Source organism: Pseudomonas sp. GW821-FHT02H06, from assembly GCF_059421525.1.
The window spans coordinates 482,936-499,276 of record NZ_JBWKVD010000002.1 but is presented as its reverse complement, the minus strand read 5'-3'; the positions used below and the strand labels follow the sequence as shown (position 1 = coordinate 499,276).

Genomic DNA, 16,341 nt, shown 5'->3' with positions numbered 1-16,341 from the left:
TTTCATGGCGATTACCTGGGCAGATCGGTGGAGGCGAGTTCGGGAATGGCCTTGGCGGCAGATGCTCTGCCGTTATCGCCCTGGCGCTTGCGCTCGATGCGATGTTCCACGGCACCGGCCAGCCGGGTCAGGCTGTAGCAGATGCAGAAGTAGCTGATTGCCAGAATGAAATAGACCTGGAACGGTTTGGTCAGCAGCTGGTTGTTGACCTGATTGGCCGAGAAGGTCAGCTCCTGCAGGTTGATGATGTAGCCCAGCGTGGTTTCCTTGATGATCGAGACGAACTGGCTGATCAGGCTCGGCAAGGCGTTGTAGAGCGCCTGCGGCAGGATCACGTAACTCATCGCCCGCCAGTAACCCATGCCCAGCGCCCGGGAGGCCTCGTACTGACCCGTGGGCAGCGCTTGGATCCCGCCCCGCACGATCTCGCTGAGGTAAGCGCTCTGGTAAATCACCAGCGTGCACAGCATGGTGGTGAAGGCGCTGATGTTATGGCCGATCAGCACCGGCACCAGAAAGTAGGTCCAGAAGATCACCAGCAACAGCGGGATGCCGCGCAGCACATACACCCAGACGAATGCCGGGTAGCGCAGCGCGCGGAACGGCGAGATGCGCGCCATGGCCAGCAGAATGCTCAGCGGAAAGGCGATCACCAGCGCCAGTGCCGACAGCACCAGGGTGTTGACCAGGCCGCCCATCGGCCCGCTTGGGTACTGGCCGATCAACAGCAGTTCCCAGTTGCCCCGCAGGATAGTAAAGACATCGAACATGTGGGATTACCTCGCCCGCGCCAGATCGAAACGACGAGCGATCAACGCCCCGATACCCATCAGCACCAGCGAGACCGCCAGGTAGCCGACCGTGGCAACCAGGTACGACTCGAAGGTGCGAAAGGTGTAGTTCTCGACTTCACGGGTGGCGTAGGTCAATTCGACCACGCCGATGGCCATGGCCAGGCTGGTGTTCTTGAACAGCAAGACGGTGTGGTTGATCAACGAGGGCAGCGAGTTGCGCACGCCCTGGGGCAGGATCACGTAACGCATCGAACGCACATAACCCAGGCCAAGCGCCCGCGAGGCTTCGGTCTGGCCGTCGGGAATCGCCCGCAAGCCGGCGCGCAGGTCCTCGGCGAAATACGCCGCCTGGCACAGCCCCAGGGCGATCACCGCAAAGATGAATTCAGTGCTGAAATCGGCCAGCCACAGCTGCACGCTTTCCGGCAGGAGCGTCGGCACACCGAAGTACCAGAGCATCAACTGCACCAGGGTCGGGACATTACGGTGGTACGCCACATACGCGGCGACCAGGTGTTCGGCCAGTTTGTTGTGGGTCAGGCGCACCACCACCAGCAAAAACGCCAGACTCATGGCCAGCAGCCAGGCGAAGAGCATCAACTTGAGGGTCAACAGCGCACCCTGAAGCATCAGTGCGGCGTATTCGCCGGTCAGAATCGGCCCCAGATCGAAACCTTTAATCATGGGAGTCACCTATGGAAGTCTGTAGCGGCAGCGTCAATCGAAAGCCGGAGCCCGCAAGGGCGTGACGGATGCATCCGTTCTTGTCCGGCAGCCGCCTCAACTCCCCTGGGGGCGCGTGGTTTGCAGACCTCCGGGGACCTGCAGCGTCGGGGTGATTTCCATATGGCCGACGTTCATCGACACCGGCGCCGCGATGGCAAAGGCGATGGCGTCGGCAATGTCGGCCGCGACCGGCAGCTCGAAGCCTTCGATGTACTTCTTGTGGCTTTCTTCCGGGTTGCCGTGGACGTGGGCAAAGATGTCCGTGGCCACGCGGCCGGGGCAGATTTCAGTCACCCGCACGCGCTTGCCGAACACGTCGATGCGCAGGTTGCGCGAGAGCATGCTGACAGCCGCCTTTGTGGCGTGGTACGTCGAGTTGCCACCGAAGTTGTAAGCGGCGGCGATCGAACTGATGTTGATCACATGGCCCCGGTCGCGGCTGACCATGCCGGGCACCAGCAAGCGGGTCAGGTGCAGCACTGCGCGCAGGTTGACGTCGATCAGTGCGTCGATGCCCTCGGCGTCGGCATTGAGAATCGAGCCAGGGCGATCGACGCCGGCGTTGTTGACCAGAATGTCGATGTCCAGTCCTTCGGTCAGCGCCGTAATGCCCGCCAGGTCAGCCACGTCCACGGCGTGGGGAATGCAACCGGTACGGGCAGCGAGGGCGGCGAGGTTCTCGGCATTGCGGGCCACTGCGTGCACGGTGATGCCTTCGCGACACAGGCGCTCGACCGTGGCAGCACCGATGCCCGAAGAAGCGCCGGTCACCAGTGCGGTCTTGTAGTCTGAAAATGGCATCTCTCATTCCTCATCAAATCGTTCGGCGACCCCGTGTTGCCGGTGTCGGAAAATAGGGGCCGGGCCTGTGTCACGACTCTACTGGGCCACGATTGCGGGCGCCAAGACGTAATCACTGTGTGGCGATAAGCGCTGCTTATGGCCCGCTGCAGCCCAATGAATTCAGGGGATCAGCCGCGAGATCGGGGCAATTTCACCGCCGCCCTGCTGGATTTCTTCACGGATGTCCCGCGCCAGTTGCACCGCCCCGGCGGTATCGCCATGGAGCAGAATCGAACAGGCGTCGATGTTGATGCGCTCGCCGCTGTAACAGGTCACGGTGCCGTCGTCGAGAAACTGCCGGACCCGCTCCAGGACCTTGCCCGGCTCCTTGATCACCGAATCGGGCAGTTTGCGGGGCACCAGCAGGCCGTTCTTGTCGTAGGCGCGGTCGGCCAGAAAAGTAGTCGCCACGCGCAAGCGGTGACGTTCGGCGGCGCCCTCGATGGCGCGGCTGGTGGACGAACTGACAATGATGTTCGGATCGAAGGCGGCCACGGCGGCGATCAGCGGCGCCGCTAGCTCGGCATCGGCCGCGGCCATGTTGCCCAGGGCCCCGTGAAAACTCATGTGGGTCAGCCGATGCCCCGCCACGGCGGCGAACCCGGCCAGTGCGCCGAGCTGGTAGATCACGTAAGTGGCCAGTTCCCGCGGCTCGATCTGCATCGGCCGGCGACCGAAACCGAGCAGATCGGGAAAGCCCACGTGGGCGCCCAGGTCGATGCCTCCGGCAAGCGCCAGACGCACCGTGGTGTCCATGATCAGAGGATCTCCGGCATGGAAGCCGCAGGCGACGTTGGCCGACGAAATGATCTGCATCAACGCCTCGTCCTCGCCCATCCGGTAGGCCGCGAAGCCCTCGCCGAGGTCGGCGTTCAAATCGATTTTCATGCCCTGCTCCTTATGCCCTGCTTGTCATGCGTGGACCAGCGACAGCAGCGCCGTGCCGTACTCGACCCGTTGCTGTTCGTCGACCATGAACGCTTCCACGGTGCCCGCTGCGGTGGCGGTGACCGGCAGCAAAACGTCGCCGACCTGGATCAAGCCGATCAATGTACCCACGGCGATCACATCGCCGGGCTGCACTTCAGGCGTGTCGCGGCCGGGATGGCGGGACAGGAAGCGTCCGCAGACCGTGGCCATGGCACCTATTCGGGTCGCGGGCGCAGTGGGTTCCGCTGCCTGGGCCGTCACCGCAGCCCCGGACGCGATGCGATCGAGCGGACGGGTCAGGCGCAAGCTGAAGTCGCCGCTGTGCAACTCGAACTGCGCCAGGTTGGCGCTGCTGATCCATTCCACGATCTGTCGAATCTTGCTGATGTGCATCGCGCTTACTCCGCTTGCCGTCGGGCCTTGAGCCAACGTTCCAGATGATGGATGTCCACCGAGCCCGCGCAGAAATCCGGGTCTTGAAGGATGTCGCGATGGAGCGCGACGTTACTGCTGATGCCTTCGATGCGCAGCTGCGAGAGCGCCGTGCGCATACGCGCCAGCGCTTCCTCGCGGGTCGCGCCGTGGGTGATGACCTTGGCAATCATGGAGTCGTAGTACGGGGGCACCTGGTAGCCGGCGGTTACATGGGAATCGACGCGCACGCCCATGCCGCCGGGGACTTCCCAACGCGTTACGCGCCCTGGGGTGGGAATGAAGGTTTGCGGGTCCTCGGCGTTGATGCGGCACTCCAGCGCATGACCCAGCGTGTGGATGTCGCGCTGTTCGAAGGTCAGCGGTTCCCCCATCGCCATGCGCAGTTGCTGTTGAACGATGTCGATACCCGTGGTCAGTTCGGTCACCGGGTGCTCGACCTGCAAGCGGGTATTCATCTCGATGAAATAGAACTCGTCGTCTTCGAACAGGAATTCGAAGGTGCCCACCCCGCGGTAGCCGATCTGTTGGCAGGCCCGCACGCAACGCTCGCCGACGGCCGCCAGCAGCGCTGCATCGATACCCGGCGCCGGCGCCTCCTCGAGCACTTTCTGATGACGGCGCTGTTGCGAACAATCACGGCTGCCCAGCCACACGCCCCGGCCGTGGTTATCGCACAGCACCTGGATCTCGACATGGCGCGGATGTCCGAGGAATTTCTCGATATACAGCTCGGGATTGCCGAAGGCCCGTCGGGCTTCCTCACGGGTGACGCTGACGGCCGGCAGCAGATCCTCACTGCGCTCGACCTTGCGCATGCCGCGTCCGCCGCCCCCGCCTGCGGCCTTGACGATCACCGGATAGCCGATTTCATCGCCGATGTTCTGGATCAGCAACGGATCGTCCGGCAACGCGCCTTCAGGCCCCGGCACGCAGGGCACGCCAGCCTTGCGCATGGCACGCTTGGCCGCGACCTTGTCGCCCATTTGCCGAATGCACGTGGCGGTCGGCCCGATAAAGGTCATGCCGGCGGCTTCGACCCGCTCACTGAAGTCCGCGTTCTCGGACAGGAAACCATAGCCGGGGTGGATGGCCTGGGCGCCAGAAGCCTGTGCCGCATAGATGATCGCTTGTTGATTCAAATAGCTCTGTCCGGGCGCGGCCGGGCCGATGCACAAGGCTTCGTCGGCATACTGCAGGTAGGACGCCTGGGCATCGGCCTGGGAATAGACCATGACGGTTTTCAAGCCGAGGCCGTGGCACGCGCGCTGAATGCGCAGGGCAATTTCACCGCGGTTGGCGATCAGTACTGTGTCGAACATGGGAAACCTGCCTGGGGCTAAATGAGGTCGAACAGCGGCTGACCGGATTCCACTTCGGCGCCGCCCGCTGCGAGGATCGCGTTGACCTGCCCGGCCCGGGTGGCCGTGACCTGATGAAACATCTTCATCGCCTCGACGATGCACAGGGTCTGCCCTGCGGTCACAGCATCACCGATTGCCACGAACGGCGGCTCATCCGGCGAAGGGGTCAGGTGCAGGACGCCGTACAGCGGCGAACACACCGGTTGGCGGGCCGGCTCCGAATGACTCACGTCTGCCGGGGCGTTTGCCGGGGCACTTGCGGGCGCCGCAGCAGGCTCGACGGTTGGTTGAACAGCGGTGGTTTCGACGACGGGCGTTGCGACAGGCGCTCCGGCATGGCGGCTCAGCGTGACCGTCGTGCCGCCTTCGCTAAGCGTCAGTGCGCTCAGATCGGACTCGGCAAGCAGGTCGATCAGTTGTTTGATGCGCTGTTGATCCATCTCTTTTTTCTGCCTCTTGCTCGCTCGGCCGAGCGGTCATGACTCGGGTCTGCCGCCAATGTACCGAGGCTGCCGGGTGGCACGCCAAGAGCCTTTATAACTGGAGCAATAAGCCCGACTTATGACCGCTTTTGCACCGGCCATCACGGCGCTGCACTTATTAAATGCACAACGCACATCCATAAGTGTTTGTTATCCAGCCAGAGCGAAGTTGTCTTAACCCGCCGATTAAAACTTTGCGTAGTTTTGCGCTGTGCCGAGAACAGCAAGACGTGACACAGATCACGCAAAGGAAACGCTGCCTGCAACGGCGGGCAATTAATAACAGGCGCTGACTCAGCGCGGCAATCGGTTATTACTGCGCACTCGCACGACTGCGCACGCTCAACACTGCCAATCGCACGGTATTCCACACTTCATGCAACGGCATTAGGTAGCATCATGACCTTGATTAAATACTCCACGGGGATTCTCGGCTTGCTGGCCGTTCACAATGCGATGGCAGCAGGTTTAATCGATGACAGCCACGCGACGTTATTGGCTCGTAACTTCTACAGTAACGCCGATAACCGCGATGGCGCCGCAGCGCCTAATTACACTCAAGAGTGGGGCCAGGGCTTTATTCTGAACTTCGCCTCCGGCTTCACCCAGGGTCCCGTCGGTTTTGGTGTCGACGCCGTGGGCATGCTGGGGATCAAGCTGGACTCAGGCAAGGGCGTGCACTACAACCCCACCGGCAGCGCTCGTCAGGGCAACATCTTCCCTACCGACGGCGATGGCCGTGCGGTCGACGACTTCAGCAGCGTCGGCATGACCCTCAAGGCCCTGGTGTCGAAAACCGAGTTCCGTTACGGCACGCTGCAACCGAAGCTGCCGATCCTGATCGCCAGTGATCGTCTGGTCTGGCAGACCTTTCAGGGTGCCCAGGTAGAGTCGCGGGAGATCGATAACCTGACCCTCACCGCCGGCCGTATCGACAAGGTCAAAGAGCGCGGTTCAACCGATGAAGAAGGTCTTTCGATCGCGGGGTCGAATGCCAAGTTTGACCCGGTCAATCCAGGCATCAATACCACGCGCAGCACCTATTCCCATGAATTCTGGTATGGCGGCGGTTCATACAAAGCCACCCCTGATTTGACCCTACAGTACTATTACGCCAACTTGACCAACTTTTACAAACAGCACTTTCTGGGTGCCTTATATGGTCTTCAGTTGGGGCCGGGACGTTTAACGTCGGATATTCGTCATTGGGACAACAGCTCCGATGGCCGTAACGGTAATGACCCTGATTACTTCAGTACCGGCTATTACGGCAACGGTGTGACCCGCGGCAAAGTCGACAGCCGTTTGACCAGTGGGCTGTTTACTTACACCTTGGGCGCGCACGCTGTTTCTGCGGGTTACCAACAAGTCAACGGCAGCAGCGATGCCGTCTGGCTCAACGAAGGCGCAGGCACGACCAGCTACTTCATGACGGAAACTATGTCCGGTAAATTCCAGCGCGCCGGCGAGCGCGCCTGGCAGTTGCGCTACGCCTATGACTTCGCCGGAATGGGCTTCCCGGGCTGGTCGCTGAAGACGGTCTATACCAATGGCGATCACATCAAGACCGCTGCCGCCGACGGCAAGGAATGGACCCGCGATACGACGCTGGCCTACGTGGTGCAATCCGGCCCCGCCAAAGGCCTGAGCACGGCCGTTCGCCAGGGCGTGTTCCGCACCGACATGCAGCGCGACACCGACGAATACCGGGTCATCATCGACTACCCGATCTCGTTGTTTTGAGACGACGCCGCGCACTTCAGGGGTGCGCCTTGTTAACCCCGAGTTATCCGGGTCAAGGCGACAGTGCGAAGCTGTCGCCCTGTCACCTCCACGCCTCCCGGATTACGCTGAAACGGGCACGCTCTACGGCGCAAACCCTCGAAGCACGTTGTCAATCTCCGAGACCACCTGCTTCGTTGCCTCCTCGATCAGCCCTTCATTGCGACACAACACCCAGCCGTTCTCTGAAACCGCTCGCTCGAACGCCTGGGTGCACGCAGCGTGTTCGTCCAGTGAGTGAATCACCGTACTGCTCAACCCACGGCGTCGAGCGGCGGCCCTCCCCCATGAAATCTCCGCCGCAGTGACCACCCCGACGTGCAAGTCCGGCACGCGCACGTTCCTGTCAATGTTCAACTGCAGGATCTCGGCAAACGGGACTAGCCGGCGAAAGGCGGCATCGGACGGGTACCAGCGATCCATGAGGATGATGCTGTCGGCGGGCTGCTTCGTCAGGACGTTTCGGGAAATCCAGCCACGGCTGTCAGCAAGACGCTTACACACCTCCCACTCCAGATTCCGGTCGGGGTGTCTGACGAGTTGGTTGACGAGCGCCATTGTTTCACCCCGGTGGGGGTCACTTTTGCTCTCGCACAGCCGAATCACTTTCTTGTGGTCAGCCCTCAGAGATTTCGTCACGGCTTCCAGGAGGGTGGTTTTACCCACCCCCTTTGGCCCATCCAGAGAAACAAACAGCGGATGGTTCATGCTTTAAACAGCGAGGGCGTCATCAATGGCCGCTGTCAGGCGAGGATCGTCCGCCGTCACGTCTGGGGCAAAGCGCCCGATCACCTTGCCGTCTCGCCCGATCAGAAACTTCTCGAAATTCCACAGCACGTCGGTGCCTGCGCCGCTTTCAATGCCGTAGCCCTTGAGGCGTTCACGGAACGGCCCGTCGCCGGTGGCAGCGGGCTGGGCGGCGGTCAGTTCGCGGTAGAGCGGGTGCGTATCGTCGCCGGCGACCGAGATTTTCGAGAACAGCGGGAAGTGCACGTCATAAGTGGTCGAGCAAAACGACTGGATGTCGCTGTCACTGCCCGGCTCCTGTTCCTTGAAGTTGTTGGCCGGAAAGCCCAGCACTTCAAGTCCGGCGTCCTTCTTGCTCTGATACAGGCTTTCAAGCCCTTCGTATTGCGGCGTCAGCCCGCATTTGGACGCCACGTTCACCACCAGCAACACTTTGCCCTTGTACTGGCCCAGGTTGACTGGCGTGCCATCGATTTGCTTGAGGGGGATGTCGTACAGAGAATCCGTCATGAGTGGCTCCTGCTTGCTGGGTCGGGATATCTGGACCAACCCATCGGTCAGCCTTTAGGGACACCTTAAAGCATGCGGCCGATGATTCGTTGATGTTTTTCGCCCTCCTCCCAAGGCTTTGTCAGAAAGGCAGAACATGGTTCGGCCCTTTCCTCGTTTCCGGTCGAGCGGAGATACCGTTCAGCGTCCCGGGCGTAATTCTTCGATCAACGGTCAGAACCTATGTGACAGTATGGCAGTCTGACATCACATATTATTTTCTCGGCCCTGCGAGGCCTGACATGAATGACCTGCACCGCCGCAACCCGTGTCGCCTGCCTGTACTGCTGTTGATCACGCTGTCCACGGTGATCGGACTTTCCATTGTGTGGGAATTCGAGCTCGAAGCCTGGGTGATGCGCTGGCTCGCCTTGCCCTATGACGCTGACTTTGAAGACGCCGAAAGATGGCGATTCGTCCTCACTGTCACAGGGTTTTCCCTGATCTCGTTGATCATCCCGACCATCCTGCTCAAACGCCTGATCGCCAACGCCCAGTCCAGCTTCCGCGGACTGAAACAGGCACAGGCGCAGACTGAAACCCTGGCCACTTATGACTCGCTCAGTGGGCTGATCAACCGGCGCATCTTCATGGACATGGTTCGCAATCAGCTCGGTTTGAAGCGGCCTGCGGCAGTCATGCTTATCGATCTGGACCACTTCAAGGCGGTCAATGATCAGCACGGTCACGCCGCCGGCGATACGGTGCTCGTGGAAATAGCGCGCAGGCTCGAAGCCATCGCCGACGATAACGGGGGCGTGGCGGTGCGCCTGGGCGGTGATGAGTTCTGCCTGCTGTTTCTCACGTTCAAACACCAGGCCGAGCTCTGCCAGATCGCCGAGGCGGCTGTGTCCGGGCTTGGCGCGCCATTGTCCGGCGCCGTCGAACCTTCAGCGTTGGGCGCCACCATTGGCATTGCACGTTCGTGGACCGACGCACAGGAGGCTTCGGCGTTGTTGCACTGCGCCGACACGGCGATGTACCGAGGCAAGAAGGACGGGCGTTCGACCTACAACTTCTACGACAGCGAATACGAAAAGCAGCGCCGGGCCCAGGCCGACCTTGAACTGGCACTGAGACGGGCGGTTGAAGCAGACGAAATCGTGCCCTACTTCCAGCCCATCGTGGCGCTCCCTTCTCAGGAGGTTGTGGGGTTTGAAGTCCTCGCACGCTGGCTCAAGCCCGACGGCAGCACCGCCACACCGGCCGACTTCATTCCGGTGCTGGAGCGCCTGGGATTGATCCCGGCCATGACCCGCTCGCTGATCAGCCAAGCCTGTCGCGCCGCGAATCGTTGGGACGATCACCTGCGCTTGTCCATGAACGTCAGCGCCGCCATGGTGACCGACGCGCTGTTTCCCGATCAGTTGCTGGAGCAACTGCGGCGAGAGCAGTTTGCGTTTCACCGCTTCGAAGTCGAAATCACCGAGGAAGCCCTGGTCGGCAATCTGGACGTGGCGCGGCAGAACCTGAGCAAATTGCACGACCACGGCATTACGGTGGCGCTGGATGACTTCGGTATCGGTTATTCCAGCCTGTATCACCTGACCCGCCTGTCCATCGACAAGATCAAAATAGACCGGTCGTTCTTTGAACCCGGGCAAACCGATCACCTGCCCATGGTCGAAGCCATCCTGGGCATGGCGCGCAGCCTGAAAATGCAGGTCACGGCCGAAGGCGTCGAGGAGTTCCACCTGCCCCATCTGCCGTCCTGGCTGGCCAACAGCGGATGCGATTATGCCCAGGGCTACCTCTACGGCCGCCCGAAGCCTGCTTCGAGTCTGTTCTGCTACAACCACTCATCGTTTGCCCAGCTGGCAGGCTGAAGCATCGTCGGCATGTGCGCGGGTCATAGCGTCTGCGCTTCCGGGTCTTCGCGGGCCAGTCGGCGCGGCTCAGTCAGTGCGGTTTGAAATGCACTGAACGCTGGCGCCGGCCTTGACTCCAAATCTTGCCCCGACGCTCACGGCCAACGTGTCGCGTCGGCGAGCATTCGAATCATCTGCCAGATCAAGGAATTCCCATGACCGATCCACGCAACGTCGCCCACGACAAAAAAGTCCAGCAAGAAAAGAAGAACCACGGCGAAGAAGTCGCACCGGATGCCGTGCACGCGCCGCAGCCAGGCATGAAGCCCGCGCTCAAGCACGACGATGATGCTGCAGAGCAAGACGAACAGGCGTGAATCAGGCGTTGAACCGAGCTTGATATCAGCGTTTGGCGGCGCTGACTGACGTCAGTTGCCGCTGTATTTCCTCTTCCCCTTGTCATTATTCGTAAGTTCCCCCGCACAGCCCCTGCACTTAGCCATCATCTGCCTGAAAGCATGACAGGGCACCACCTCCCCTTGAAAGCATCGGCGCGGTCCCTATCTTGGGCTTCTGTCTTAAGTTTGAACCGGGCAGGAGCCAGTCTCCCGTTGCCTGCGAGAGAGAGAAGGAGGCCAGATCATGCGCGGCAATGCCGTCAACCACCCAAAATCCGACCCATCTTCCGTCAAGCACCCGGGCGCCCAGTGGCGGTTGATGAGTGCCTACGAGCGCTTCGAGCAACTGGTGGTCATCGCCCTCAGTTTGATCATCGCTGCGGTGATTCTCATCGCGCTACTGGCGCTGAGCCGCAAGTTCGTCATTCTCGACACCCTGACCACGCCGGCGTTGACCATTGCCGCGCTGGGTTTCGCGACCCTGGTGCTTGGCTTGGTCTGCTGGTTGCTGGGCAAACGAGACCTGTCGGCGCAGGATTAGCGGCCTGGCATCCGGGCAGGACTGCCCTCCCATGCCTTTGCCGATGGGTTGCGTGAACACTTCCCCGCGTTGCACCCCAGGTGGTTCAAAGCTGACTGACACAACCGAATGGCCGGAAGGCGCCGATGAGTAGCGGCCTTGGGCTCACCCGTTGAAGAACGTCCGGGACGCTTCGGTGATCCGGTCGATCAGGCGATGCTGGCGGAGGGCGTCTTCAAAGCGGGTCACGTTGCTGGAGCCCGTGGCTTTGTCCTCGGCATAGGCGGCGTAGAGGTAGGCCACGTCCTGGGCACTGGCATCGAGGTGCGTCACGTCAAGGGTCTGGTACCGCGCAGGGATCGGCAATTCCACGAATCTTTCGCTGCCGCCGGTCATCGACGCAATAGCATTGTCGTGAGTGTTCTGGAAACCGCGCGGATTGGTGATCCGCAGCGCGCCCTCCGTGCCGGTGATGTCGATCTGCAGGCCGGTTTTGTGGTCCTGGCCTCCCTCAAGCTGAACCGAGAACAAGCCGCCCCCAGGCAGCGTGCCGATGATCATGACTTCGTTCGGGGCGTCATAGGGAATCTGCTCGCCGGTTTCCTCAATCGTGGTGACCGGGAATTGAGTCTGCGCAACCGCCGCGAGCATTTGTGGGAAGCCAACGCCATGAAACAGCATGTCGTGAAAGTGCCCGCCGTAGATCGACAACAGGTGGGTGAAGTTTTCGGTGTTGACCGCCCACTTGGCAAATGCCGGCATGACCGCACCGAATGCGTCCACGCCCACCGACATTCGCACCGCCCTGATGCTGCCGATGTGACCCTGCCGGATCAGGTCGTGCCAATACCGCGAACTCGGAGAGAAGCGGCGCTGCAGGCCGATGATATGGCTGATGCCCCTGGCGTTGACCATTTCCAGGATCTGCTCCGATTGCGCGGTGGTCGTGGACAGCGGCCATTCGCAGTACACGTCTTTGCCCGCCTCGATCACCTTTTGGGTAAGCCGACCGTGTTCGGGCGTGGGCGCCAGCACCACTACAAGGTCAACGTCGGGGTGGCTGACCAGTTCATCGGCGTTGTCGAACGCGTGGCGGATCTTGAAATCATCGGCATAGCCGCGCACCTTTTGCAGGTCACGACCGGAAAGCGCCACCACCTCGAATGCGTCAAGGGATTGCAGGGCGGGAATGTGTCCGTAGCGCGCCCACCCGCCGGTGCCGATGATGCCGACGCGGATTTTATGAGTCATTGAGCCTTCCTCTGTTCATGAAAGTGACGAGCGAGGCACCTGCGAGTCCTGCATTGCCGGAGCGAGCGGGAGATCGCGCAGAGGCACAACGCGCTGGTGAAACAGAGTAGGCGTTCTCAGGTAGACGATTAAGAGGGTCAAGCGTCCATGCATAGGTGACGAATGTGTCCGCAATGGGTAAAGAAACGGCCGGGCTTAGCCAGCCTTTTCAATCACCAGGCCGCGGGCAAAATGAGCGACGACGAAGTCCACGAAAACCCTGACCCTGGGCGCCATTTGCCGGCTGCTCGGCCAGACAATATGAAAGGTGCTCGCGCCTGTCAGGTGCGTTGTCAGCAACGTCTGAAGCTGCCCGTCTGCCAATGCGTCCCGGACCGCGAAATCGGGCAGACACGCAATCCCGCGACCCGCTTTGGCCATGTACAGCAAGGCAGCGACATCGCTGCAGATCATGGCGACGGGCAGTTGACCGACGGCTGACCGGGCGGCGGTCTGTTTGAAAGGCCATTGATACAGCTTTCCCGAATTCTGCCAGCGGTAGTGAAGGCACGCATGGTCCAGCAGGTCTGCGGGGCTGGACGGCACACCGTGAGCGTTGAGGTACCCAGGCGCGGCGACGATGCAGGCGCGGTATGGGCCCAAAGGCCGGGACTTGAGCCGGGAGTCGCTTAGATCGGTGCCCCGGATGACGACGTCGAACCCCTCCTCGATCACATCCACCATCCGGTCAGTAAAGTCCAGGTCCAGCTCGATCTCAGGGTAGGCCTGCATGAAATCAGCGATAACCGGCAGCGGCAGCCCTCCCGCCAGGGCCAGCCCGACGCGCAACCGACCTCGCGGGCGCCCGGTCATCGCGGACATGTGGTCTTCGGCGGCCTGGACTTCGTCGAGGATGCGCCGGCACCTCTGCAGAAACTCCTCGCCTTCCGAGGTGAGGCGAACGGTGCGAGTGCTCCGCTGAAGCAGCCGCACCCCCATCCGCGCCTCCAACCTGGAGATGCTTTTACTCACCGCAGAAGCAGAAATGCCCAGACTGCGTCCGGTGGCAACAAAGCTCTGGCTTTGTGCTGTCTGGACAAAAATTTCCAGCCCGCCCAGTGCGTTCAATCTGTCCAACAGTGCCTCGCTTGCGACATTCGATAGAAGGTGTGATGAAGAATAACTAAGACGCCTTCGACGTGTTCAAGTTGAACAACGTCGCCGCAGTGCCTCTTCGGTAGTCGGTCGGCGTCTGGTTCATCTCGTAACGGAAGTGTCGATTGAAGTTGGACAGGTTGATGTAACCCACTTCAAAGCAGACATCGGCGATGGACATCTGCGTCTGCAGCAGCAACCGGCAGGCCTTCTGGATGCGCAGCTTGCGCATCAGGTCGATAAACCCGTGGCCCGTCGCGCGCTTGAAGAACCGCGAGAACCCCGGCTCGCTCATGTGCAGGCGCTCGGCGATCACTGACAGCCTGATATCCCCCGTCAGCTCCCGTTGCAGGTAGTCGAACGCCCGGTGGACGCGCTCGGCACTTTTGGCATCCAGAGCAGGCGCGTAGCACGAACTCGCCAGCGTGCGGGCTTCACGGGCAGGCGCCGTGCTCAGGGTGTTGAGCAGATCGAAAAACAGCAGCAGGCGCGGCAACCCCTGCGCCATGCCGATGCGTTCAAGCAGCTCCGCCGCCTGCACGGCGGTCCCGCCGGTAAATTCCAGCCCGCGGCGGGCGCGGTCAAACAACCCCTGCAATTCACCCAGCTCAGGCAGCGTCTCGCGCAGCGCCAGCAACGTATCGCCGTCGAATTGCAGCACGACGTCCCGGCCTTGCAGGTGCTCCCCCGGCGCAAGATCGCCCATCCAGTCATGGGGCAGATCAGGGCCAATCAGCGCGACATGGCCGGGGCCGAAAGCGCCGATGTAATCGCCCGCCACCAGTTTGCCGCTGCCTTTGCGGATCAGATGAATTTCGTACTCAGGGTGATGATTCCAGCGCGCGAGCGGATAGGGATAGTCGTGCTCGTACCAGCGAAAACTCTGCTGGGGCGCCGGCAGGATGATCTCCAGTTCGGCAGGCAACTGCTCGAATAAAGCGGTTCGGCTTTCAGGCATGTCTGCCCCTTTTTTGTCGTTGTTGGCGCGAGCGTCCACACACCATACCCCTCTTGCTTCCCCCTGCTCCACCTCGCCTGTCACTGCGCGCTGATACTTTTTTAGCCGGACGCAGGGCTGGGCTGCACGGTTAAAAAAGCATCAGTGGGACATCCTCAGCGTGTTTGTTGCAGCGCGTGCGAGCTGCTGTAATCGGCACGCCACTGCCCCGAAGTGAGACGTCAGAGGGATCGGCAGTGCTCAAAAACAACAATAACGATTCCGCGCCACCGGCGTGGAATGGAGATCACCATGAAGATCACCCAACACGCGCTGATGCTGTCTGCCGGTCTGTCCCTGGCGGGCATCAGTCAGGCTGCCGAGACGATCACCATCGCCACCGTCAACAACAACGACATGATCCGCATGCAGCGGCTCTCCAGGGTATTCGAAGAGCAGCATCCGGACATCAAGCTCAATTGGGTGGTGCTCGAAGAAAACGTGCTGCGCCAGCGGCTGACCACCGACATCGCCACCCAGGGCGGCCAGTTCGATGTGCTGACCATTGGCACCTACGAGACGCCGTTGTGGGGCGCGAAAGGCTGGCTGGAGCCGATGAAGGATTTGCCGGCCAGCTACGACCTGGACGACATCATCCCGTCCGTGCGTCAGGGCCTGTCGGTCAACGACACCCTGTATGCATTGCCCTTCTATGGCGAGAGCACGGTGACCTATTACCGCACCGACCTGTTCAAACAGGCCGGGCTGAGCATGCCCGAGCGCCCGACCTGGACCCAGCTCGGCGAGTTCGCCGCCAAACTGCATCACCCCGACCAGGGTCAGTACGGCATGTGCCTGAGGGGCAAGGCCGGCTGGGGCGAGAACATGGCCTTGCTGACGACGATGGCCAACGCATTTGACGCCCGCTGGTTCGACGAACAATGGCAACCTCAGCTGACCAGCCCCGAGTGGACGGCCGCTGCCAACTTCTACGTCAATACGCTGAAAAATTACGGCCCGCCCGGCGTCTCCAGCAACGGCTTCAATGAAACCCTGGCGCTGTTCAACAGCGGCAAATGCGCAATCTGGGTCGATGCCAGCGTGGCAGGTTCGTTCACCACCGACAAAGAACAGAGCCGGGTCGTGGACAGCGTGGGTTTCGCGCCGGCGCCCGTTGAAGTGACCGACAAGGGTTCGTCCTGGCTGTACGCCTGGTCCCTGGCGATTCCCGCGACCTCCAAGCACAAAGATGCCGCCAAGACGTTCACCACGTGGGCCACCTCCAGGGAATACATCCAGCTGGTCGCGCAGAAGGATGGCATCACCAACGTGCCGCCTGGCACCCGCACCTCCACCTACAGCGACGCGTACCTCAAGGCCGCGCCGTTCGCCAAAGTGACACTGGAAATGATGAAGCACGCCGATCCGACGCACCCGTCGGCCCAGCCTGTGCCCTACGTCGGCATCCAGTACGTGACCATCGCGGAATTCCAGGCGATCGGCACGTCCGTGGGCAAACTCTTCTCGGCCGCGCTCACCGGCCAGACCACTGTCGAGCAAGCCCTGGCGGCCGCGCAGTCGACGACGGAGCGGGAAATGAAACGCGCCGGTTACCCGAAAAAATAAATGCCCTGTCGGCAGCCC

At 61.4% G+C, this 16,341-nt stretch carries 17 protein-coding genes; 5 read left to right on the top strand and 12 right to left on the bottom strand.

Annotated elements, in window-relative coordinates:
* Positions 1-11 precede the first annotated feature (11 nt).
* From AC07VF_RS05385 to accB, 7 genes are all read right to left on the bottom strand, one after another.
* Complete coding sequence (locus AC07VF_RS05385) at positions 12-770, bottom strand: amino acid ABC transporter permease (RefSeq protein WP_192174672.1); 759 nt, start codon at positions 768-770, stop codon at positions 12-14.
* Positions 771-776: 6 nt separating this feature from the next.
* Entirely contained in the window at positions 777-1,478 is a 702-nt protein-coding gene (locus tag AC07VF_RS05380; protein WP_495009350.1) for an amino acid ABC transporter permease, read from the bottom strand.
* Positions 1,479-1,574: 96 nt separating this feature from the next.
* Positions 1,575-2,321, bottom strand: a complete 747-nt coding sequence (locus AC07VF_RS05375; protein WP_495009351.1) for an SDR family oxidoreductase — start codon at positions 2,319-2,321, stop codon at positions 1,575-1,577.
* A gap of 162 nt (positions 2,322-2,483) precedes the next feature.
* The gene (locus AC07VF_RS05370) at positions 2,484-3,251 is read right to left on the bottom strand and encodes a LamB/YcsF family protein (RefSeq protein WP_495009352.1); all 768 of its coding nucleotides are present in this window, start codon (positions 3,249-3,251) and stop codon (positions 2,484-2,486) included.
* Positions 3,252-3,275: 24 nt separating this feature from the next.
* Positions 3,276-3,686, bottom strand: coding sequence for an acetyl-CoA carboxylase biotin carboxyl carrier protein (locus tag AC07VF_RS05365; RefSeq protein ID WP_192174668.1), 411 nt, complete (start codon positions 3,684-3,686; stop codon positions 3,276-3,278).
* A 5-nt stretch (positions 3,687-3,691) separates the two neighbouring features.
* Positions 3,692-5,047, bottom strand: a complete 1,356-nt coding sequence (accC, locus tag AC07VF_RS05360) for an acetyl-CoA carboxylase biotin carboxylase subunit (protein WP_495009353.1) — start codon at positions 5,045-5,047, stop codon at positions 3,692-3,694.
* Positions 5,048-5,064: 17 nt separating this feature from the next.
* Positions 5,065-5,529 carry an acetyl-CoA carboxylase biotin carboxyl carrier protein gene (accB, locus tag AC07VF_RS05355; protein WP_495009354.1) on the bottom strand — a complete coding sequence of 155 codons (465 nt, stop codon included), beginning with the start codon at positions 5,527-5,529 and terminating at the stop codon, positions 5,065-5,067.
* 441 nt (positions 5,530-5,970) lie between these two features.
* Here accB and AC07VF_RS05350 point away from each other — a divergent pair, with 441 nt between their 5' ends.
* Positions 5,971-7,314, top strand: coding sequence for an OprD family porin (locus tag AC07VF_RS05350; RefSeq protein WP_495009355.1), 1,344 nt, complete (start codon positions 5,971-5,973; stop codon positions 7,312-7,314).
* Positions 7,315-7,437: 123 nt separating this feature from the next.
* Here AC07VF_RS05350 and AC07VF_RS05345 read toward each other — a convergent pair whose 3' ends face one another.
* Together AC07VF_RS05345 and AC07VF_RS05340 are read right to left on the bottom strand one after the other, a co-directional pair.
* Positions 7,438-8,061, bottom strand: coding sequence for a dTMP kinase (locus tag AC07VF_RS05345; protein WP_192174664.1), 624 nt, complete (start codon positions 8,059-8,061; stop codon positions 7,438-7,440).
* A gap of 3 nt (positions 8,062-8,064) precedes the next feature.
* Positions 8,065-8,610 carry a glutathione peroxidase gene (locus tag AC07VF_RS05340; protein ID WP_495009356.1) on the bottom strand — a complete coding sequence of 182 codons (546 nt, stop codon included), beginning with the start codon at positions 8,608-8,610 and terminating at the stop codon, positions 8,065-8,067.
* Between the two features lie 281 nt (positions 8,611-8,891).
* Here AC07VF_RS05340 and AC07VF_RS05335 point away from each other — a divergent pair, with 281 nt between their 5' ends.
* From AC07VF_RS05335 to AC07VF_RS05325, 3 genes are all read left to right on the top strand, one after another.
* Positions 8,892-10,475 carry a putative bifunctional diguanylate cyclase/phosphodiesterase gene (locus AC07VF_RS05335; RefSeq protein WP_192174663.1) on the top strand — a complete coding sequence of 528 codons (1,584 nt, stop codon included), beginning with the start codon at positions 8,892-8,894 and terminating at the stop codon, positions 10,473-10,475.
* A gap of 197 nt (positions 10,476-10,672) precedes the next feature.
* Positions 10,673-10,834, top strand: coding sequence for a hypothetical protein (locus tag AC07VF_RS05330; RefSeq protein WP_192174662.1), 162 nt, complete (start codon positions 10,673-10,675; stop codon positions 10,832-10,834).
* Between the two features lie 265 nt (positions 10,835-11,099).
* Positions 11,100-11,396 (top strand): phosphate-starvation-inducible PsiE family protein, encoded by a 297-nt coding sequence (locus AC07VF_RS05325; RefSeq protein WP_495009357.1) that lies wholly within the window; start codon positions 11,100-11,102, stop codon positions 11,394-11,396.
* Positions 11,397-11,540: 144 nt separating this feature from the next.
* Here AC07VF_RS05325 and AC07VF_RS05320 read toward each other — a convergent pair whose 3' ends face one another.
* The 3 genes from AC07VF_RS05320 to AC07VF_RS05310 form a co-directional block, all read right to left on the bottom strand.
* The gene (locus AC07VF_RS05320; protein ID WP_423571501.1) at positions 11,541-12,626 is read right to left on the bottom strand and encodes a Gfo/Idh/MocA family protein; all 1,086 of its coding nucleotides are present in this window, start codon (positions 12,624-12,626) and stop codon (positions 11,541-11,543) included.
* A gap of 195 nt (positions 12,627-12,821) precedes the next feature.
* Positions 12,822-13,733 (bottom strand): LysR family transcriptional regulator, encoded by a 912-nt coding sequence (locus tag AC07VF_RS05315; protein ID WP_495009358.1) that lies wholly within the window; start codon positions 13,731-13,733, stop codon positions 12,822-12,824.
* Between the two features lie 55 nt (positions 13,734-13,788).
* On the bottom strand, positions 13,789-14,718 hold the full coding sequence (locus AC07VF_RS05310) for a helix-turn-helix domain-containing protein (RefSeq protein ID WP_495009359.1): 930 nt from the start codon (positions 14,716-14,718) through the stop codon (positions 13,789-13,791).
* A 291-nt stretch (positions 14,719-15,009) separates the two neighbouring features.
* Between AC07VF_RS05310 and AC07VF_RS05305 the strand changes: the two genes are divergently transcribed.
* Entirely contained in the window at positions 15,010-16,323 is a 1,314-nt protein-coding gene (locus AC07VF_RS05305; protein WP_495009360.1) for an ABC transporter substrate-binding protein, read from the top strand.
* Positions 16,324-16,341 lie beyond the last annotated feature (18 nt).